The sequence below is a fragment of the Streptomyces rectiviolaceus genome, assembly GCF_039533825.1.
Classification (GTDB): Bacteria; Actinomycetota; Actinomycetes; order Streptomycetales; family Streptomycetaceae; genus Streptomyces; species Streptomyces rectiviolaceus.
The window spans coordinates 23,263-41,990 of sequence record NZ_BAAAUG010000022.1 but is presented as its reverse complement, the minus strand read 5'-3'; the positions used below and the strand labels follow the sequence as shown (position 1 = coordinate 41,990).

17 protein-coding genes are annotated in these 18,728 nt (G+C 70.5%); 7 read left to right on the top strand and 10 right to left on the bottom strand.

The window, feature by feature from the left end:
- Positions 1-939: a TauD/TfdA dioxygenase family protein gene (locus ABD378_RS05935; RefSeq protein ID WP_344519350.1), complete on the bottom strand. Its 939-nt coding sequence runs from the start codon at positions 937-939 to the stop codon at positions 1-3.
- Positions 940-1,121: 182 nt separating this feature from the next.
- Complete coding sequence (locus ABD378_RS05930) at positions 1,122-1,970, bottom strand: SAM-dependent methyltransferase (protein WP_344519349.1); 849 nt, start codon at positions 1,968-1,970, stop codon at positions 1,122-1,124.
- Positions 1,971-2,384: 414 nt separating this feature from the next.
- On the opposite strand from ABD378_RS05930, the gene lpdA reads away from it, so the two are divergent.
- Together lpdA and ABD378_RS05920 are read left to right on the top strand one after the other, a co-directional pair.
- Positions 2,385-3,788 carry a dihydrolipoyl dehydrogenase gene (gene lpdA, locus ABD378_RS05925; protein ID WP_344519347.1) on the top strand — a complete coding sequence of 468 codons (1,404 nt, stop codon included), beginning with the start codon at positions 2,385-2,387 and terminating at the stop codon, positions 3,786-3,788.
- A gap of 120 nt (positions 3,789-3,908) precedes the next feature.
- Positions 3,909-6,086 (top strand): MMPL family transporter, encoded by a 2,178-nt coding sequence (locus ABD378_RS05920; RefSeq protein ID WP_344519346.1) that lies wholly within the window; start codon positions 3,909-3,911, stop codon positions 6,084-6,086.
- Between the two features lie 16 nt (positions 6,087-6,102).
- Here ABD378_RS05920 and ABD378_RS05915 read toward each other — a convergent pair whose 3' ends face one another.
- On the bottom strand, positions 6,103-7,011 hold the full coding sequence (locus ABD378_RS05915) for an isocitrate lyase/PEP mutase family protein (RefSeq protein WP_344519344.1): 909 nt from the start codon (positions 7,009-7,011) through the stop codon (positions 6,103-6,105).
- Positions 7,012-7,119: 108 nt separating this feature from the next.
- Here ABD378_RS05915 and ABD378_RS05910 point away from each other — a divergent pair, with 108 nt between their 5' ends.
- From ABD378_RS05910 to ABD378_RS05900, 3 genes are read left to right on the top strand one after another with little or no spacing between them, the layout of a single operon-like run.
- Positions 7,120-7,536, top strand: a complete 417-nt coding sequence (locus ABD378_RS05910; RefSeq protein WP_344519343.1) for a YciI family protein — start codon at positions 7,120-7,122, stop codon at positions 7,534-7,536.
- A complete protein-coding gene (locus ABD378_RS05905) occupies positions 7,533-8,768 on the top strand; it encodes an RNA polymerase sigma factor (RefSeq protein WP_344519746.1) in 1,236 nt (411 codons plus the stop codon). Before ABD378_RS05910 ends, ABD378_RS05905 begins: the two co-directional genes overlap by 4 nt.
- Entirely contained in the window at positions 8,765-9,433 is a 669-nt protein-coding gene (locus ABD378_RS05900) for a formylglycine-generating enzyme family protein (protein WP_344519342.1), read from the top strand. Before ABD378_RS05905 ends, ABD378_RS05900 begins: the two co-directional genes overlap by 4 nt.
- An 11-nt stretch (positions 9,434-9,444) precedes the next feature.
- On the opposite strand, the gene ABD378_RS05895 is transcribed toward ABD378_RS05900, so the two are convergent.
- On the bottom strand, positions 9,445-10,782 hold the full coding sequence (locus ABD378_RS05895; protein WP_344519341.1) for an FtsX-like permease family protein: 1,338 nt from the start codon (positions 10,780-10,782) through the stop codon (positions 9,445-9,447).
- A gap of 3 nt (positions 10,783-10,785) precedes the next feature.
- Positions 10,786-11,637: an ABC transporter ATP-binding protein gene (locus ABD378_RS05890; RefSeq protein WP_344519340.1), complete on the bottom strand. Its 852-nt coding sequence runs from the start codon at positions 11,635-11,637 to the stop codon at positions 10,786-10,788.
- A 367-nt stretch (positions 11,638-12,004) separates the two neighbouring features.
- On the opposite strand from ABD378_RS05890, the gene ABD378_RS05885 reads away from it, so the two are divergent.
- Complete coding sequence (locus tag ABD378_RS05885) at positions 12,005-12,340, top strand: hypothetical protein (RefSeq protein WP_344519338.1); 336 nt, start codon at positions 12,005-12,007, stop codon at positions 12,338-12,340.
- Positions 12,341-12,343: 3 nt separating this feature from the next.
- On the opposite strand, the gene asnB is transcribed toward ABD378_RS05885, so the two are convergent.
- On the bottom strand, positions 12,344-14,185 hold the full coding sequence (gene asnB / locus ABD378_RS05880; protein WP_344519337.1) for an asparagine synthase (glutamine-hydrolyzing): 1,842 nt from the start codon (positions 14,183-14,185) through the stop codon (positions 12,344-12,346).
- A 164-nt stretch (positions 14,186-14,349) separates the two neighbouring features.
- A complete protein-coding gene (locus tag ABD378_RS05875; RefSeq protein WP_344519745.1) occupies positions 14,350-14,937 on the bottom strand; it encodes a TetR/AcrR family transcriptional regulator in 588 nt (195 codons plus the stop codon).
- Positions 14,938-15,128: 191 nt separating this feature from the next.
- Between ABD378_RS05875 and ABD378_RS05870 the strand changes: the two genes are divergently transcribed.
- Complete coding sequence (locus ABD378_RS05870) at positions 15,129-16,073, top strand: DMT family transporter (RefSeq protein ID WP_344519336.1); 945 nt, start codon at positions 15,129-15,131, stop codon at positions 16,071-16,073.
- Here the strand turns inward: ABD378_RS05870 and ABD378_RS05865 are convergent.
- The 3 genes from ABD378_RS05865 to ABD378_RS05855 form a co-directional block, all read right to left on the bottom strand.
- Complete coding sequence (locus tag ABD378_RS05865; protein WP_344519335.1) at positions 16,046-16,492, bottom strand: cupin domain-containing protein; 447 nt, start codon at positions 16,490-16,492, stop codon at positions 16,046-16,048. The genes ABD378_RS05870 and ABD378_RS05865 overlap by 28 nt on opposite strands.
- 87 nt (positions 16,493-16,579) lie before the next feature.
- Positions 16,580-17,203 carry a TetR/AcrR family transcriptional regulator gene (locus tag ABD378_RS05860; RefSeq protein ID WP_344519334.1) on the bottom strand — a complete coding sequence of 208 codons (624 nt, stop codon included), beginning with the start codon at positions 17,201-17,203 and terminating at the stop codon, positions 16,580-16,582.
- A gap of 4 nt (positions 17,204-17,207) precedes the next feature.
- Positions 17,208-18,686: an MFS transporter gene (locus tag ABD378_RS05855; RefSeq protein ID WP_344519333.1), complete on the bottom strand. Its 1,479-nt coding sequence runs from the start codon at positions 18,684-18,686 to the stop codon at positions 17,208-17,210.
- Between the last annotated feature and the right edge of the window lie 42 nt (positions 18,687-18,728).

Below are 18,728 nucleotides of genomic sequence, written 5' to 3'. Positions count from 1 at the left end.
TCAGTACGGGCGGTCGCCCGCGATCGCGACACGTTCGGCCACGCGACGGTGCGGGGCGTAGTCGTCGACGGCGTAGTGCTGGGTGGAGCGGTTGTCCCAGAAGGCGACGTCACCCGCCTGCCAGTGGAACCGCACCTGGTACTCCGGGACCTGCGCCTGCCGCACCAGATAGCTCAGCAGCCGGTCGCTCTCCGCCCGCTCCATGCCCACGATGTGCGTGGTGAAGGAGGTGTTCACGAAGAGCATCCGCCGCCCCGTCTCCGGATGCCTGCGCACGACGGGGTGCGTGACCGGCGGGAACTGCTCCTGGAGCGGGATCAGCTTCTCGGGGCCGTAGAAGCGGACGAAGCCGGGGATGAAGTCGTGCACCGCGCGGGCCCCGTCGATGCGTGCCTTCACCTCGTCGGGGAGGTTGTCGTACGCGGCCGCCATGTCGGCCCACATCGTGTCGCCGCCCACCGGCGGCACCTCACGCAGCTGCAGGACGGCGCCGAGCGCGGGGCGTTCGCGGAAGGTGACGTCGGCGTGCCAGACGTTCTCGTACGTGGGGGTGGCGCTGCCTCCCTTGTCGAACCGGACGACATCGTCGGCCGAGCCGCGCGCGAGCAGCGGATTGGTCTCCAGGTCACCCCAGTTGAGGGCGAAGGCGCGCTGCTGCTCGGAGGTGATACCGGCGCCCCGGAAGAAGAGCACCTTCCACTCCAGGAGGGCGCGGTTCAGCTCCGCACGCAGCGCGGCGGTGAGCGGCTTCGCGAGGTCGACGCCGCGGATCTCGGCGCCGATGAGACGCCCCTGGGGGACGACGTCCATCAGCTCGTAGGGGCGCTCTTCCCAGCCTTCGGGTACGCGGCGCAGGGTGCGGCGGCCTTCGTACATGCCGTCGGCGGGAACGCGGGCCTCGCGGAGCGCGGGAGAGACGGCAGGGGAAACCACAGTCATGGTGATCCTTCAGTTCTGAGTGAGCGGGTGGCAGTACGGAGACGGATCCCCGGACAGCTGCGGTACGGAGACGGATCCCCGGACAGCTAGCGACCCGATCGCTCGCACCCACGCCGCCACGGAACCCCGAAGGTCCTCACGGCGGCGGTCAGGTGCTGGATCATGCACACCATTGTGTATGGCTATGCCTTGCGGAGCAAACCCCCGTACTCGTAGATCCCCTTGCTCTGCTCGGTGGCTCCCAGGTAGGGGGCCAGGTCCTCGTGGACCGGGGCGAGCGGGGGCTGGTCGGCGTCGGGACGCCAGTCGACCAGGTTCACCAGGCCTGGCTCGACCGGCTCCAGGCCGTCCAGGAGCGCGTCCAGCTCGGCGGGGGTGCGGGTCTGCCAGGGGACACCGCCGCCGGAGATGTGCGCGCTCATCGCGGCGCCGCGGACCGGGTCGTCGGCGACGACCTGGGAGAGGCCCAGGTAGCTGCCGGGCGCCGCGCTGTCGATGATCGTGCGCAGCACGCGGCGGGGGCCGTCGGCGTCGGTGAGGTGGTGCACCACCGACAGGAAGAGCACCGCGACCGGCTCGTCGAAGTCGATGAGGCGCGTGATGTCGGGGTGGCCGAGGATCGCGTCCTGGTCGCGCATGTCTCCGTTGATCACGGTGGTGGTGGAGTCGTCGGCGAGCAGCGCCCTGCCGTGCGCGAGGACGATCGGGTCGATGTCCACGTAGACGACGCGGGTGTCCGGAGCGAAGCGGCGGGCGACCTGGTGGACGTTGTCGTCGGTCGGCAGGCCGCAGCCCATGTCGATGAACTGGCGGATCCCCGCCTGGGTCAGATGGCGCACGACGCGGAACAGGAACTCGCGGTTCTGCCGGGCGATGTCGACGCACTCGGGGAAGTCGGGCAGCGTCCGCAGCAGGAAGTCGCGGTCGACCGCGTAGTTGTCCTTGCCGCCGAGCATCCAGCCATAGGCACGTGCCGAAGTCGGCACGTCGAAGGGTATGGACATCATCTCGGACTGGTCGTCTGCGGCCACAGCGCGCTCTCCACCTCTCCCAGAGGGATATGGGTTTGTGCTCCGTCGCGGCGACACTATCCCGTGGCCCGAAGCCGGGTGAACCCGGCACGGGATCACCAACAGGCGGGCTCATAAAGGCGGTTGATGGCGCGATCACACCGCCCTTGCATCCGGAGCGGGGCCGTCGTCCGGGTTGTGCGGGGCATGGGGACGCGGATCGTGGGGCACGGTGAACCTCCGGCAGAGGAGCACTACTTGACCGACCGGCTGTGTGGCCCTCTCGCGCGCCGCGCCACCGGGGGAACCCGCCCGCCGCCGAGGCGGCCACATGACGCATGATCGAGGCATCGGGCCGTCCGCACCAGCGGCCGCGTCCCACCGGCGCCACCACCACCCGTACGCGAGATACGTACCACCAGAGAGGACCTCCCCATGGAAGACCGCTTCGACGTCGTCGTGCTCGGAGCAGGACCCGGCGGCTATGTGGCCGCCATCCGCGCCGCCCAGCTGGGCAAGCGGGTAGCGGTCGTCGAGGAGAAGTACTGGGGAGGTGTCTGCCTCAACGTCGGCTGTATCCCGACCAAGGCGCTGCTGCGCAACGCCGAGCTGGCCCATTTGTTCACGCACGAGCAGAAGACGTACGGCATCAAGGTCGACGGGAACGTCTCCTTCGACTACGGCGAGGCGTTCAACCGCAGCCGCACGGTCGCCGACGGCCGCGTCAAGGGCGTCCACTTCCTGATGAAGAAGAACAAGATCACGGAGTTCGACGGCCGGGGCACGTTCCTCGACGCGAACACGCTCCAGGTCGCCAAGTCGGACGGCACCACGGACACGATCACGTTCGAGAACTGCATCATCGCCACGGGCGCCACGCCGAAGCTGCTGCCCGGCACGCGGCGCTCCGAGCGCGTCGTGACGTACGAGGAGCAGATCCTCGCGGACAGCGTGCCGGAGTCGATCGTGATCGCGGGCGCCGGTGCCATCGGCATCGAGTTCGCGTACGTCCTGCACAACTACGGCGTGAAGGTCACCATCGTCGAGTTCCTCGACCGCATCGCGCCCCTTGAGGACGCGGACGTCTCGACGGAGCTGGCCAAGCAGTACCGCAAGCTCGGCATCGACGTGAAGACCTCCACCCGCGTCGAGTCGATCGACGAGTCCGGCGCCAAGGTCAAGGTCACGGTCACGGGCAAGGACGGCAAGCAGGAGGTCCTCGAGGCGGACAAGGTCCTGCAGGCCATCGGCTTCGCGCCGAACGTCACCGGCTTCGGCCTGGAGGCGGCGGGCGTGGCGCTGACCGAGCGGGGTGCCATCGACATCGACGGGCGCGGGCGGACGAACGTGCCGCACATCTACGCCATCGGCGACGTCACCGCGAAGCTGATGCTCGCGCACACCGCCGAGGCCATGGGTGTCGTCGCCGCCGAGACCCTCTCCGGCGCCGAGACGATGGAGCTCGACTACCCGATGATCCCGCGCGCCACCTACTCCCAGCCGCAGATCGCCAGCTTCGGCTGGACCGAGGCGCAGGCGAAGGAGAAGGGCTTCGACGTCAAGGTCGCCAAGTTCCCGTTCATGGCGAACGGCAAGGCGCACGGCCTCGGAGACACCGTCGGCTTCGTCAAGATCATCAGCGACGCGCAGTACGGCGAGATCATCGGCGCCCACCTGATCGGCCCGGACGTCACCGAGCTGCTTCCCGAGCTGACCCTCGCCCAGCAGTGGGACCTGACCGTGCACGAGGTCTCCCGCAACGTGCACGCGCACCCGACGCTCGGCGAGGCGGTCAAGGAAGCGGTGCACGGCCTGGCCGGACACATGATCAACTTCTAAGGGCCCCGCGGGCGCGCCCCGCCGCTCAGCCGAACGGCTCAAGTGGCGGGGCCGCCCGCTCCGGAAGATCCTTGGTCAGAACGCATCGCTACGCCTCGGGGGCGAGGGAGAGGCAGCAGCATGTTCTCTGGCCTGGGCCGATTCGTGGTCCGTCGCCCCTGGTGGATCATCCTGGCGTGGGTCGTGGTGGCCGGTGCCGTGATCTCCCTGGCGCCGAAGCTCACCTCAAGCAGCGACGAGGCGAGCTTCCTTCCGGACCACTACGAATCCATCCGCGCGGCGGACGTGCAGGAAGCGGAGTTCCCCAAGCAGCAGAACATCGGGGCGGTCATCGTCTTCCAGCGCTCCGACGGCGGGAAGCTGACAGCGGCCGACTCCGCGGACATCACCCGTATCTCCAAGGATCTGCAGGCCGAGAAGATCCCCGAGGTGCAGGCGGTCGTGCCCGGCGCGGTCTCCCCCAACAGGCTCGTGCAGACGTCGGTCGTCGCCATGCCGAAGCTCACCAACCCGGAGGACACCGCGCAGCAGGACGCGGTCGAAGACCTGCGGTCCGATCTCAAGCCCGAACTGAAGGGCACGGACCTGTCCGCCGGGATCACCGGCTCCGCCGCTCAGGCCCTCGACGAGAGCGACGCGTCGGAGCGGGCCGGACTGCTCGTCGGGGTCGGCACGATCGTGATCATCATCGTGCTGCTCCTGGTGATCTTCCGGAGCCCGATCATCGCGCTGCTTCCCGTGGTCCTTATCGGTCTCATCTCACCGATGGCGACCGGCCTGATCGCCTCCGCGAACAAGGCCTTCGACATGAAGGCCGACTCCTCCATCCAGGAACTCCTCACCGTCGTCCTGTTCGGCGTCGGTACCGACTACATCCTGTTCCTGCTCTTCCGCTATCGGGAGGCGCTACGGGCGGGCGAGGATCCCAAGAGCGGCATGGTGCACGCCGTCGAGCGGGTCGGCGAGGCGATCACATCGGCGGCGGGCGCCGTCATCGTCGCGTTCGCCGCGCTCACGCTCTCCTCGCTCGGCATGCTGCGTTCGATGGGCCCCGCCCTGGCCATCGCGGTCTTCGTCACGCTGCTCGCCGGGCTCACGCTGGTCCCCGCCGTCGTCTCGCTGCTCGGCACGAAGGTGTTCTGGCCCTCCAAGTCCTGGCAGCGGGAGCCGCAGGGCACCGGATTCGCGCGGCTCGGCGCGTCCATCGCCCGCAAGCCCGCCGTGTGGGCCCTGGTGTCGGCGCTGTTCATGGGCGCGCTCACCCTCGGCGCCCTCGGCTACAAGGCCAACTTCGACCTGGCGGGCTCCTCGCTGCCCAAGGACAAGGAGTCGATGGTCGCCCTGAAGAACCTCCAGAAGGGCTTCCCGGCGGGCACCACCGACCCCACCTTCGTCTACCTCACATCGGCGGACGACGGACCACTCCCCGCAGCGCGGACGGCCGCCTTCCGAGGGCAGCTGGACGACGTCCAGGGCGTGGGCGAGGTCTCCGCTCCCCGACTGAGCACGGACGGCACGACGGCGTCGTTCTCCGTGGTCCTCTCGGACCCGCCCGCGTCCGACAAGGCCCTGGAGACCGTCAAGGACCGCCTGCGCCCGATCGCCCACGACGACGCCCCGGCCGGCACCGATGCACTCGTCGGCGGGACGACGGCGGTGTACGTCGACATCAACAAGGCCGTGGACCGCGACTACTCGGTCGTCTTCCCGGTCGCCGCGCTGGCCATCATGGTCATCCTCGGCCTGCTGCTGCGGAGCCTGGTGGCGCCCTGGTACCTGATGCTGTCCGTCGCCCTCGGCTTCGGCGCGACCCTGGGCGCGACCTCGCTGCTCTTCCAACAGATCGGCAGCCAGCCCGGGTTGATGTTCATGCTGCCGGTGATCATGTATCTGTTCGTGGTCGCCCTCGGCACTGACTACAACATCCTGATGGTGTCGCGGCTGCGCGAGGAGGCCCGCGAGGGCCGCACCCCGCACGACGCGGCCGGCACGGCGGTGCGCCACTCCGGCCCGACGATCGGCTCGGCGGGCGTGATCCTGGCGGGCACGTTCGCCACGCTGATGCTCGCGGGCAACTCGACGCTCTCCCAGATGGGCTTCTCCCTCTCCTTCGGCATTCTCATCGCCGCCTTCGTCATGGCGATGATCTTCACGCCCGCCCTGACGGCCCTGATAGGGCACATGGCTTGGTGGCCGGGGCACGGGGACGAGAAGCGCGACGGAGGCGGTACGCCACGCGCCGGAGACGAAAGGCCGGACGAGGACGGCGAGTTGGATGTGGACCGGGTGCGCCGCTAGTCCCCCTTGGTCACTCTTAGCCCCCCTCAGCCCTCTTGCCGTACGCCGCCGAGAGCGCCTGGGCGTCCGCGTACGAAGGAAGGCCCTCCGGCACCGCGTCGCCCCGCGCGATCGAGCGCGCCGCCTCGACGGCTCCGTGCAGCGCGGCGCGGAAGAGCAGCGAACCACTGCTCACCCTGCGCACGCCGAGCTCCGCGAGACGCGGGTAGGTCAAGGCGCCGGGCGCGATGAGGATGTTCAGCGGGATGTCGATCACTCCCTCGACAAGGCCGGCGATGGCCTTGTCGTCCTGGAGGCCGGGGACGAACAGGCCGTCGGCACCCGCCTGTTGATAGGCGGTGGCCCGGCGCTCGGTCTCGCCCGCTCCCCCGGCGCGCAGCCAGAGCGTGTCCGTGCGCGCGCTGACGAACAGGTCAGGGGCCGCCTCCTTGACGGCGCCGATCAGCTCGCACTGCAGAGCCGTGTCGGCCAGTGTCCCGTCCGGGCGGCCGTCCTCGATGTTCACGCCCACGACGCCCGCCCCGACGAGTTCCGCCGCGAGCGCCGCCACCTCCCCCGGCCGGTCGCTGAAGCCGCCCTCGATGTCCACGGTGATCAGCGCGGGCAGCCGGGCCAGGCCGCGGGCGAGGCGCAGGGTCTCCTCCCGCGTGTCACCCGTGGCGTCCGCCTTGCCCGCGGCGGCCGCCACGCCGAGGCTGGTCGTGCCGATCGCGGGGAAGCCGCCGTGGGCGAGCGCGGCGGCGGAGGCGTGGTCCCACGCGTTGGGCAGCAGCAGGGGCTCGCCGGTGCGGTGCAGGGCCCGGAACTGGTCGGCTCGCTGTGCGTACGTCATGCCCGGACCGTAGCCGCGCGTCGGTTCGGCGACCACCGAAATGTCCTGGTCGGCGAGGGCCGGGTCGGGCAGCCGGGCACGCCCTTCCCGCATGGCGTCAAAATTGTTCCGGCGTAATGTCGAGAACGGGTCGTCCGCTCCGACGTCCCCTGTGAGAGTTGCCCACAAGGGGTGACCACCGCACAGCGGAGGAGCGACATCATGAAGTACCTGGTGATGGTTCAGGGCACGCAGGCGGACTACGAGGCGCAGAGCGGCAAGCCGAACGCGACCAGCCCGGCCTGGAGCGAGAAGGACCTGCAGGCGATGTTCGCCTTCATGGGCGCACTCAACGACGATCTGGCCGAGTCCGGCGAGATCGTCGACGGGCAGGGCCTGGCCGAGCCCTCGCAGACCCGGCTGGTCGACGTGGACAAGGACGGCCGCCCGGTCATCACGGACGGTCCCTACGGCGAGACGAAGGAAGTCCTCGCCGGGTACTGGGTCCTCGACTGCGAGAGCCTGGACCGGGTCACGGAGATCGCCAACCGGATCCAGACGTGTCCGATTCCCGAGGGCGCGCCCAACTACCCCGTGGTGATCCGTCCCATCATGGGCGGCATCGACGACGCGCCCTGAACAGCACAGCCACGGTCGAGGACCTGCTGCGCCTGCACGCGCCGCAGGTCCTCGGCGCGCTCGTGCGCCGGTACGGACACTTCGGCGAGGCCGAGGACGCCGTGCAGGAGGCGCTGCTCGCCGCGGCGCGGCAGTGGCACGAGCAGGGCGTTCCCGAGAACCCGCGCGGCTGGCTGATCAGGGTCGCGTCACGGCGTCTCATGGATCAGCTGCGCAGCGACGAGGCCCGGCGCAGGCGCGAGGAGGAGGCCGCCCAGCTGTCCCCCCGGGACGCGTTCACCACTCCGGCGCCGGGCGATAGCCGTGCGCCCTCCGACGACGACACCCTGACGCTGCTCTTCCTGTGCTGCCATCCGGGGCTGAGCCCGGCCGCGCAGGTCGCGCTGACGCTGCGCGCCGTCGGCGGTCTGACCACGGCCGAGATCGCCCGCGCCCATCTCGTGCCCGAGGCGACGATGGCGCAGCGGATCAGCAGGGCCAAGGCGAAGGTCAAGGGGGTGCCGTTTCGGCAGCCGGGCCCCGAGGACCGTGATCAGCGGCTCGCGGCCGTCCTCCAGGTGCTCTACCTCATCTTCAACGAGGGCTACACGGCGACCTCCGGCAGCGCCCTGCACCGCTCGGATCTGGCGCGCGAGGCGATCAGGCTCACCCGGTCCGTGCGCACCCTGCTGCCCGAAGAGGGCGCGGTGACCGGCCTTCTCGCGCTCATGCTGCTGACCGAGGCCCGCAGCGCGGCCCGCACCGGCCCGCACGGGGAGCTCATCCCGCTCGACGAACAGGACCGCTCGCGCTGGGACCGGCGCGCGATCGAGGAGGGCTCCGCACTGGTCGAGAAGGCCCTGTCCCAAGGCCCGGCGGGCGCCTACCAGTTGCAGGCGGCGATCGCCGCGCTGCACGACGAGGCGGCGCGCGCCGACGACACCGACTGGCCGCAGATCCTCGCCCTCTACGACATCCTCGTACGCCGCGCTCCCGAACCCATGGCCGAACTCAGCCGGGCCGTGGCCTTCGCCATGGTGCACGGGCCGCGGGCCGGGCTCGCCGAAGTCGCGGCCCTTGAAGGCAGGTTGGCGGGCCATCACCGGCTCGACGCCGTGCGCGCCCATCTCCTGGAGCGGGCGGGCGATACCGAAGCGGCCCGCGCCGCCTACCAGTCGGCGGCCAAGCGTACGCTGAGCATCCCCGAGACGCGCTACCTGCAGATGCGTGCGGCCCGCCTGTCCTCGACATGAGCACGGAGAACGAAATGATCAGCGTCCCGGCCGGTCAGGTGACGCTGTCGGACCGGCGGACGCAACGCAGTTGGCCGGTCGAGGTCGCGGCCCACGAACTGGCGGCGTTCCCCGTCACCCAGGAGCAGTACGCGGACGTCACCGGCGAGCGGCCGAGCACCCCGCGCGGCGACCGGCTGCCCGTCGAGGGCGTCTCCTGGCTGGACGCGGTCCGGTTCTGCAACGCCCTGTCCGTGCGCGAGGGACTGACTCCCGCCTACCGCCCGCACGCCGACGGCGAAGGCGCCGAGTGGGACGTCTCCTCCGGCGGTTACCGGCTGCCGACCGAGGCCGAGTGGGAGCACGCGTGCCGGGCCGGTACGGCCGGCGCGCGGTACGGGCCGCTCGACGAGATCGCCTGGCACGGCGGCAACGGCTCCGGACGGATCCACGACGTGGGCGGCAAGCAGCCCAACGCGTGGGGCCTGCACGACATGCTGGGCAACGTGTGGGAGTGGTGCTGGGATCTCTACGACCCCGAGGTGTACGGCACCTATCGGGTGCTCCGTGGCGGCGGGTGGTTCGACGAGCACTGGAGCTGCCGGGCCTCGGTGCGGCGCCGCAGCCACCCGACGTTCCGGATCGACGACGTGGGGTTCCGCATCGCGCGAAACCCCACCCGTTGAGACCGGAGCCGTCACGCGGCCAGGGTCACGGCCTCCACCGCCGGGGTGCGCAGCGTCCGGCGCGCCGTGCCGAGGCTTGTGATCATCGTCGCGGCGGCGGCGACCGCGACGATCGCGAGCCAGATGCCGAGTCCCTGGTCGGGCAGGAGTGCGTCGGTCCGCACCGAGCTGAACGGCAGGATCCCGGCGAGCCCGGCCACCGTTCCGAGGAACACTCCGGTCACGGTGAGGACCAGGCCCTCGACGCCCACCATCCCGAGCACCTGCGCCGGAGTGGCCCCGGCAAGACGCTGCTGGCCGAACTCGCGGCTCCGGTAGGAGGTCGCGGCGTACAGGCTGTTGATCAGCATGATGCAGGAGAAGACCACGATGATGCCGACGACGGTGAAGTTCAGCGTCTCCAGGTTCTTGTCCTCGACGGACTTGGTGAGACCCGACGCCTTGATCGCGTCGCTCTCGACGGCCTGGATGTAGAGCGTCGCGGTCGCCATCCCCGTGAAGAGCACGAGGGGCATCAGCACACCGGCGAGCTGGTCGGCCTGCCGCCGCATGTTGAGCACGGTGAGATAGCCGCTCGGCCCCGCGACCGCCTCAAGCGGTCCGGCGAGGCCGCCGAGCAGCGCCCGCAGCAGCCGGGGCGAGAGCAGCGCGAAGCCGACGGAGAGCAGGATGGCGCCGTAGGCCGGGGTCGCCATCAGCGCGGGGGCCGTCGCGTCGAACGCGAAGGTGGAGAGCACGGACGCGGCACCGGCCACGACGGCGGCGTGGGCGGCGAAGTTCCGCAGCCTGCCCCGGCGTCGGGGCGCACCGGCTGCCGCCCTGGTCGCGCGGCGCACCGCGAGGAACGCGGCGCCCACCGAGGCGAGCAGGGTGATGCCGATGCCCGACATGAGGGCCACCGGCCCGAAGGAGAAGTCCACGCCGTCGGCGACCTGACCACCGTCCTTGAACATGGCGAGCAGCGCCCGGCCGCCGAGCATCGCGGGACCGGCGGCGAGCACCGCCCCGGCCAGGGCGACCACGGCGGCCTCGCCGACGACCATCCGCTTGATCTGCGCCGGGGTGGCCCCGGTGCTGCGCAGCAGGCTGATCTCCTCGCCGCGCCTGCGTACGTTCACGGTCAGGGTGGAGGCGATGGCGAAGAACACCAGGAGTGCTCCGTAGCCGCCGACCACACTGGCCGCGGTGGTGAGGGTTTCCGCGCTGACGTCGTCGACGCCCGGGGCGCCCGCGGTGTCGTGCATCGAGTTGAAGGTCATGATGATCGCCGCGCCGAGGAAGGCGGAGAGCAGGGTGGCGATGAGGCGTCCGGGGCGCTGCCGGATGGAGCGCAGGGCGAGAGTGAACATGGCTCAGACCCCCAGCGGCATCGTGTCGGAGTGCGTGTCGGTCTGCGTGTCGGTCTGTGTGTCGGTCTGTGTGTCGGAGCGCACGCCCGCCACGGCGTCGCCCAGGTGCGCGAGGCGCTCGGCGACGGCGTCGACGGTCGGGGCTTCCAGGTGACCGGCGATGCGGCCGTCAGCGAGGAACAGCACGGAGTCCGCGTACGAGGCGGCGACCGGGTCGTGCGTCACCATCACCACGGTCCTGCCGTGCACCCGCACGGTCTCCTGGAGCAGCCGCAGGACGTCCCGCGCGCTGCGGGTGTCCAGGGCGCCGGTCGGCTCGTCGGCGAAGATCACGCTCGGCTCGGTGACCAGGGCCCGCGCGATGGCCACACGCTGGCACTGGCCGCCGGAGAGCTGGTCGGGGCGGTGTCCGATGCGGTCACCGAGGCCGACCTGCGTGAGGATGGCGCGGGCCTTGTCCCGGTCGATCCGGCGGCGCGCGAGCTTCAGGGGCAGCGTCGTGTTCTGCGCGACGGTGAGGGTGGGCAGCAGGTTGTACTGCTGGAAGACGAAGCCGATCCGCTGCCGCCGGAACTTGGTCAGCTCGGCCTCGCTGCCGCCCGTCATCTCCTCCCCGTCCACCACGACGATGCCGGAGTCGGGCCGGTCGAGTCCCGCCGCGCACTGCAGCAGGGTCGACTTGCCGGACCCGGAGGGCCCCATCACCGCGGTGAAGCTCCCCGCGCGCAGGCTCAGCGTGACGCCGTCGAGCGCGGTCACGGCGCTCTCGTCGGCACCGTAGGTCTTGCTGACCTTGACCAGCCGCAGAGCTTCGGCGCTCCTGGCGGATCCGGTCCTGCCTGTACGACGAAACATGGCCGACCATCCCTTCCGACGGGCGCCCGCTGCGCCACACGTCAGAAGTTACGGACGGCCGGAGCCCGGCACATTGGGCGTACGACCCGAGATCGGAGTGGCGGTACGTACACCCCCCGACACCGCCCGGCACCCCCGACACCGCCCAGCACGTAACGCAGCTCACAACAACAAGGCCCCGACCTGGGAACACCTGCTATTGGTTCACCGTTGAACAGTACGTAGGTCCCGATCGCGATTCCCCCGTCCGGTCGGGGCCTACCTGTATTTCCGACCGTTCATGTCCGTCCCGTTCCGTTTCACGCCTTCGAGCGCGAATATGCCAACCGCACCGCGCGGCGCACCCCTCGGACGGCATCATGCGTTCATGGACGGTGCCAAGCCTGTGCAGGTCTTGTTCACGCCCGACGAGTACGAAGCGGTCCTGCGGAACGCGGACCAACTCGGGCTCCCGGTCGATGAGTTCATACGCCGGGCCGTGACCGTCGACGCCACGGAACTCCCCTGCCCCACCGCCGGGACCCGGCGCGGCTCCGGCACACCGGCGGCCGTGCCCCCCATCCGCCGGAGCCTGGGCCCTGGTGGCGCGCCCGCGCTCCAGCGGTTCCTGGACACCCTCGCGACCACCGCGACCACGGTGGAGCCCGACCCCGAGGGCCGGGTTCCCCCGCAGCCGACGGTCCGCAGCTGCTCGGGGCAGTGACGCTCAGGTCAGGGAGATCTCCGGCTTGTACAGGTCGAGCCAGAGCGCCAGGTCCAGCGTGCGCTCGAGACCGCGCCGGGACGCCTGGGTGATCTGCGGTACGTCGCGTCCCGCGGCCCGCGTCACCCGGTCCAGGTCGACGAGGTCGAAGACCGGGTGGGAGGGATCGGCGAGCAGATCCTTGACGTGCCCCTGGAGGGCGATGGCGTACTTGGGGTCCTGCGTGGAGGGATAAGGGCTCTTCACGCGGTCGTACACCGAGCGCGGCAGGACGTCCGCCGTCGCCTCCCGCAGGAGGCTCTTCTCCCTGCCGTCGAAGGACTTGAGGGACCAGGGCGCGTTGTAGACGTACTCGACCAGACGGTGGTCGCAGAACGGCACCCGCACCTCAAGGCCGACGGCCATGCTCGCGCGGTCCTTGCGGTCGAGCAGGACGCGCACGAACCGGGTCAGGTGCAGATGGCAGATCTTCCGCATCCGGAACTCGAAGTCGCTCTCGCCGTCGAGGCGTTGGATGCCGGCGACCGCCGTGTCGTAGCTCTTCCGGATGTACGAGGGCAGGTCGAGGGCCGCCGTCAGGTCCGGGCGCAGGACGTCGGCGTCGTCACCGAACTGCTCGGCGAACTTCACGAGCCAGGGGAACGTGTCGGCCTTGCGGGCGCTTTCGTCGAAGAACTGCAGGTAGCCGCCGAAGACTTCGTCCGCCGACTCCCCCGAGAGCGCCACCGTCGAGTGTTCGCGGATGGCCCGGAAGAGGAGATAGAGGGAGGCGTCCATGTCGCCGAAGCCCATGGGCAGGTCGCGGGCGCGGATCATGTTGGCCCGGACCTCGGGGTCGGCCAGCGCGTGCGAGTCAAGGACGATGTCACGGTGATCGGTGCCGGAGGCCTTGGCGACGTCGTGCACATAGGGCGTGTCCGGGGTGGAGCGCAGCGCGTCGGCGACGAAGTTCTCGCTCTGGCCGACGAAGTCGACGGCGAAGCTGCGTACGGTCTCGCCCGCCTCACCGAGTTGAAGCGCGGCGAGCGCGGTCATCGCCGAGGAGTCGAGACCCCCGGAGAGCAGGGTGCAGCGCGGCACGTCCGAGACGAGCTGGCGGCGCACGATGTCGTCGAGGAGCTCGCGCACCTTGGCGATGGACTCCTCGCGGCCGTCGGGGTGCGGGCGGGTCTCCAGCTGCCAGTAGACGTGGCGGCGCAGGCCGGCGCGGTCGACGGTCACGACGGTGCCGGGCTCGACCTCGTTCATGCCGTCCCACACGGCGTGACCGGGCGTCTTGACGAAGGTGAAGAGCTCCCGCAGACCGTCGGTGGTCACCCGGGCGCGGGCCAGCGGGTTGGCCAGGATCGCCTTGGGTTCGGAGCCGAACAGGACGCCGTCCGGGGTCTCGTAGTAGTAGAAGGGCTTGATGCCCATGCGGTCGCGGATCATGACGAGCTTGTCGTGCCTGCCGTCCCACACCGCGAACGCGTACATGCCGTTGAGCCGTTCGGCGACCGACTCGCCCCACTCCAGATAGCCGCGCAGGACGACTTCGGTGTCGGATTCGGTGGTGAACCGGTGGCCGCGCCCGGTCAGTTCGCGGCGCAGTTCGGTGAAGTTGTAGGTCTCCCCCGAGTAGACGAGCGCCACGGTGCCGCGCGGCGTCCGCACGGTCATGGGCTGGCGCCCGCCGGGCAGGTCGATGATGGCGAGCCTGCGGTGCCCGAGTCCGGCGGGGCCCTCGATCCAGGTTCCGCGGTCGTCGGGGCCGCGGCAGGACATCGTCTCGGTCATCGCGTCCAACGTGCCGGACACGGACCGCAGATCACGGTCGAAGGAGACCCAGCCAGTAATGCCACACATGCGCTACCTCCTGCTTCACGCTGCCTCTGCGCTACCACCCGAGGAACTAGGTGTAGATAGCAGCTATGTGGCAAGCGTGCTCCGGGCGATTGCGTACGGTCAATGAGCCGGTAACACGGAACAACACATTCCGGCCAACGGCAAAGACTTCCCCAAAGGGGCTCTCACCTGCGTTTTTCTTCAGCGGTTGAGGCCGCGCGGAGAGCGTCACTGAGCAGCGCCGCCGCCTCGCCGCGGGCGTGGTCGATCGCGTCCGGGAAGATACGCAGGCCGTGTGCGACCAGCGCACCCTCGTGCAGCAGCATGAGCGTCCGGCCGAGCTTCGCCGCGCGCCGGGGCGCGATGTCGCGGGCGAGGCCGGTGAACAGGGCGAGCATCCAGGCCTTCTGACCGGTGATGACCTGATACGCGGGATGCGCGGGGTCACTGACCTCGGCGTGCGCGTTGACCATGCTGCAGCCCTTGGCGCTGTTCGCCTCCGCCCAGTCGCGCGAGGCGTCGAAAACGGCCAGGATCCTGGCCCGCGGGGTGGTCGCGGCCTCGACGTACGGAGCGAGGAAGGCCTGCCAGCGCTCGTCGCGGGCCGCCAGGTACTCGACGACGATCTGCTCCTTGGAGCCGAACCGGTCGTAGAGCGTCTTCTTGGTGACCCCGGCCTCGGCGGCGATGAGGTCCACCCCTACGGCGTGGATTCCGCGGTCGTAGAACAGCGTGCTCGCGGCGTCCAGGGCGCGCCGCGCCCCCGGCGTCATGACGATCCTCCGCGGCGCACTCCCGGAATCCGCGGCGGCCTTCGCGATCTCACTCACCCTGTCACCCATACCCCCACACTATACCGATCTGTATACTCAGAAGCGAGTAGACAGATCTGTTTACTCTTGCTCGCATCGCCGTCCACTCCTGACGGCCCCGCCGGGACCGCAGCCGCCACTGGAGGAACGCCATGAACGTCCTGCTCTCGATCGCATTCGTACTGACCTGGAGCTCGGGTTTCATCGGGGCCAAGCTGGGCGCCGGGAGCGCGTCCGCCGTGACGGTCCTGATGTGGCGCTTCCTGCCGCTGGCCCTCGTGCTCGCGGTGGTCGCCCTCACCGTGGCGCGGGCGTCCTGGCGCGGGCTCACGGCACGTGACGCGCTGCGGCAGGCGGCGGTCGGTGCGCTGTCGCAGAGCGGCTATCTGCTCACCGTGTACTACGCGATCCAGCTCGGTGTCTCCAGCGGCACCACCGCCCTGATCGACGGCACCCAGCCGCTGGTGGCGGGCGCCCTGGCCGGGCCGCTGCTCGACCAGTACGTCTCGCGCACGCAGTGGGTGGGCCTCGGGCTCGGCGTCACCGGGGTCGTCATCGTGACCGCCGCGGACGCCACGGGCGGCACCGACGCTCCCTTGTGGGCCTACCTGGTGCCGTTCCTCGGGATGTTCTCGCTGGTCGCGGCGACCTTCCTGGACCGCCGCTCCCCCAACCCGGTCGCACCGGCGGTCTCGATGACGGTCCACTGCGTGACCAGCGCCGTCATCTTCACGGCGCTCGCGGTGGGCGCGGGCGCCGCGACACCGCCGGCGGAGGCGTCGTTCTGGGTGGCGATCAGCTGGCTGGTGACGCTCTCCACCTTCGGCGGGTACGGGCTCTACTGGCTGATCCTGCGGCGCTCGGGGGTCACGCAGGTCAACACGCTCATGTTCCTGATGGCGCCGGTGACGGCCCTGTGGGGCGCCCTGATGTTCGGCGAACCCTTCGGCGTACAGACGGCGTTGGGCCTCGCGGTCGGGCTCGCGGCGGTCGCCGTCGTGCACCGGGGGAAGGACTCGGCGGGCACGGTGGTGTGCTCGCCCCGGGACGCGTCAGCGACCGCGCCGCGTCAGTCCGCCAGCCGGAAGTCCGTGTAGTCGAAGCCGGGCGCGACGACGCAGCTCACCAGAACCGGCTCGTCTCCGGTCGGGCGTGCCGCCTGCCACACGCCTCCGGGCACCAGGATCTGCGGGCGCTCGCCGCGCTCGACGCCCGGGCCCAGACGCATGGGTGCCGCGCCTTCCTTCGGGACGTCGCCGTCACCTCCCAGGTGCAGGTCCAGGGGGCCGCCGCGGTGCCACAGCCAGATCTCGTCGGAGCGCACCACGTGCCAGCGGGACTCCTCTCCCGGGCAGAGCAGGAAGTAGATGGCGGTGGCCGCCGTCCGCGTGCCGGGGTAGTCCGTGGGCGTGAAGGAGTGGCCCGAGGCCCAGGTCTCGACGAACCAGCCGCCTTCCGGGTGCGGCTCCATGCCCAACTCGCGTGCCAGGGCGGGGCGTTCGCTCGCGTCACTCATGCGTGCTCTCCATTCCTGACTCATGCGTGCTCTCCATTCCTGAAGCCTACGGGGCTGGGGCAGCGTGTGCGCCGGACGCACCTGACCTCACGGAGGCGTGAGGAAGGCCTGCACGGTGGGCGCGTACCGCTCGGTGATCTCGGCCACGGGTGTGCCGCGTAAGTGTGGCCCGCGGGCTATTCCGTACATCACGCCCAGGCCGAGCAGCGTGCCCACCGCGAGCTCGGCGCGCACACCCGCGTCCGGGCCTTCGAGACGTTCGCCGAGGCGATCCACCACCTGCGTACGGAAGTTGGTGCGCAGGGTGTCGCCCTGTTCGCGGTGGAGCGGGGCGAAGACGATCCGCAGGATGGGGTCGGCGCCGTGCTCGGCCTGGCCGGTCAGCAGGTGGTGGACCATGTGGTGGCCCAGTGCGGCCAGGGGCGCGTCGAGCAGCGCCTCGACGTCGGCCTCGAAGGACATGATCCGGGCGAACAGCGCTTCCTTGTTGCCGAAGTACTTCAGGATCAACGGCGCGCTCACACCGGCCCGTTCGGCCACCGCCTTGAGCGTGATGTCGGCGTGCGCGTGCCGGGCCAGGAGGTAGCGGGCGGCGCGGATGATGGCGGCCTTCGTCGCTTCGGCGTCGCGGCGGGCGGGTCCGGCCGCACACACCTCAGGCTCCGTTGCCGTGCCGAAGGCGGATGTGGTCGTGGCGTCAGAGGTGTTCATGGCGTCAGCTTCTTTCTTCCAGGGCCGTCTGCTGCGTGGGTCCTGGCTGTCCGGCGGTCCGTTCCGGGCCGTCCGGTGTCGGGTCCGAGGGTATGGCGATGGCCGCGGCGCAGGCGACGAGTGCGATGGTTCCGGCCATGGCGAAGGCCACTTGATAGCCGGGCAGGGTCGGTACCCGCACCCCGTCGATCGCGGTGGTGTGCCGGACGAGCACGGCGGCGACCGCCGCGCTGCACACGCTCTGCCCGATGGTGCGCATCAGGACGTTCACGCCGTTCGCGGACGCCGTCTGCGTGAGGGGCACCGCCCGCAGGATCAGAGTGGGCAGTGCCGAGTACGCGAACGTCGTGCCCATCGACACCACGGCCGCCCCCAGGACGATCACCCACAGGTGGCGGCTGTCGACGATGCGTACGGCATAGCCGAGCGCGATGACGGCCGCCCCGACGGCCAGCGTCACACGGGCGCCGTACGCGGTGGACACGCGGGCCGACACGGGTGAGAGCACCAGCATGATCAAGCCGTTGGGCAGCAGACAGAGCCCCGTCGCCACGATCGAGAGGCCGAGTCCGTAGCCGCTCGCGACGGGCGCCTGCACCAGCTGGGCGGTGACCAGCGAGTTGGCGTAGAAGGCGAACCCGGCCAGGAGCGCCGCCACATGCGGCAGCGCCACGCGCCGCCCGGACGCAAGGCGCAGGTCCACCAAGGGCTGCTTCGCCCGGAGTTGCTGCCTGCACCACACGGCAAGGACGACGAAGGCCCCGGCGAACAGGCCGAGCACGGGCCCGCTGCCCCACCCCCACTGCCCGCCCTGCGAAACCGCCAGCAGCAGACAGACCAGACCTGCGGCCAGACCCAGCGCACCCCAGGTGTCGAAGCGCCCCGGCGAGCGGACCGGCGACTCGCGCACGGTCCACCAGGCGAGGGCGAGACCGATGGCGCCCAGCGCGCTCGTGGCCCAGAACATGGCGTGCCAGTCCGCGTACTGCACGATCAGCGCGGCGAGCGGCAGGCCGAGCGCCGCCCCGATCCCGACCGTGGAGCTCATCAACGCGACCGCCGAACCGGTGCGCTCCGGCGGGAGTTCGTCCCGCAGGATGCTGATCGACAGCGGTACGACGGCCGCCGCCGCGCCCTGCAGCGCGCGGGCCGCGATCAGCACCCGGATGTCGGAGGTGAGCGCGCACAGGGTCGAGCCCACGGTCATCAGGCCGAGCGCGGCGAGCAGCACCCTTCGCTTGCCGTACATGTCGCCCGCCCGGCCGAGTACGGGCGTGAGGACGGCGCCGGCCAGGAGGGTGGCGGTGACCAGCCAGGACACCGCGCCCGGTGAACTGCCCGTCAGGCGTGGCAGATCGGGGAGCAGCGGCACGACCACCGTCTGCGTGACCGCCATGAGAATGCCGCCGAACGCCAGGACGGGAACCGTCAGGCGGGCGCATATGCCTGCGCTATCTGCGGAAGATATCGGGGCGAACTTCATGATCACTCCAGCGCGGGCACGTGGTGCAGGGAAGCGAATGGA

Coding starts and splice junctions, on each gene's coding strand:
- ABD378_RS05935 (WP_344519350.1), bottom strand. CDS start 939: ATGACTGTGGTTTCCCCTGCCGTCTCTCCCGCGCTCCGCGAGGCCCGC.
- ABD378_RS05890 (WP_344519340.1), bottom strand. CDS start 11,637: ATGTTTCGTCGTACAGGCAGGACCGGATCCGCCAGGAGCGCCGAAGCT.
- ABD378_RS05900 (WP_344519342.1), top strand. CDS start 8,765: ATGAGCACGGAGAACGAAATGATCAGCGTCCCGGCCGGTCAGGTGACG.
- ABD378_RS05885 (WP_344519338.1), top strand. CDS start 12,005: ATGGACGGTGCCAAGCCTGTGCAGGTCTTGTTCACGCCCGACGAGTAC.
- ABD378_RS05860 (WP_344519334.1), bottom strand. CDS start 17,203: ATGAACACCTCTGACGCCACGACCACATCCGCCTTCGGCACGGCAACG.
- lpdA (WP_344519347.1), top strand. CDS start 2,385: ATGGAAGACCGCTTCGACGTCGTCGTGCTCGGAGCAGGACCCGGCGGC.
- ABD378_RS05895 (WP_344519341.1), bottom strand. CDS start 10,782: ATGTTCACTCTCGCCCTGCGCTCCATCCGGCAGCGCCCCGGACGCCTC.
- ABD378_RS05910 (WP_344519343.1), top strand. CDS start 7,120: ATGAAGTACCTGGTGATGGTTCAGGGCACGCAGGCGGACTACGAGGCG.
- ABD378_RS05920 (WP_344519346.1), top strand. CDS start 3,909: ATGTTCTCTGGCCTGGGCCGATTCGTGGTCCGTCGCCCCTGGTGGATC.
- ABD378_RS05855 (WP_344519333.1), bottom strand. CDS start 18,686: ATGAAGTTCGCCCCGATATCTTCCGCAGATAGCGCAGGCATATGCGCC.
- ABD378_RS05865 (WP_344519335.1), bottom strand. CDS start 16,492: ATGAGTGACGCGAGCGAACGCCCCGCCCTGGCACGCGAGTTGGGCATG.
- ABD378_RS05915 (WP_344519344.1), bottom strand. CDS start 7,011: ATGCGGGAAGGGCGTGCCCGGCTGCCCGACCCGGCCCTCGCCGACCAG.
- ABD378_RS05875 (WP_344519745.1), bottom strand. CDS start 14,937: ATGACGCCGGGGGCGCGGCGCGCCCTGGACGCCGCGAGCACGCTGTTC.
- ABD378_RS05870 (WP_344519336.1), top strand. CDS start 15,129: ATGAACGTCCTGCTCTCGATCGCATTCGTACTGACCTGGAGCTCGGGT.
- asnB (WP_344519337.1), bottom strand. CDS start 14,185: ATGTGTGGCATTACTGGCTGGGTCTCCTTCGACCGTGATCTGCGGTCC.